Source organism: Hwanghaeella sp. 1Z406, from assembly GCF_048892425.1.
Classification (GTDB): Bacteria; Pseudomonadota; Alphaproteobacteria; order UBA8366; family Aestuariispiraceae; genus Pacificispira.
The window spans coordinates 1-209 of sequence record NZ_JBLZHU010000066.1 but is presented as its reverse complement, the minus strand read 5'-3'; the positions used below and the strand labels follow the sequence as shown (position 1 = coordinate 209).

General features: G+C 57.4%; 1 protein-coding gene. It reads left to right on the top strand.

Going from position 1 to position 209, the window contains the following annotated elements:
• Positions 1-58: 58 nt before the first annotated feature.
• A partial coding sequence (locus ACOSDR_RS20365; RefSeq protein ID WP_420732214.1) for a transposase family protein occupies positions 59-209 on the top strand: 151 nt, incomplete at its 3' end.

The window sequence follows — 209 nt, the reverse complement described above, 5'->3', positions numbered from 1 at the left end:
GATTTGCCATAGGCGGCGAACAGGATTCTAAGGAGGTTTTCCATTTGCGGAGGACCTCATGGAGCAGTTTGAAGACACGTTTGGGGATTTGCCGGACCCGCGCGCGGGGAATGTGCGTCATGATCTTCTGGAGATCGTTTTCATCGCCTTGGCAGCGACCTTGTGCGGCGCACAGACCTGCGTCGAGATGGCGTTGTTCGCGCGGTCCA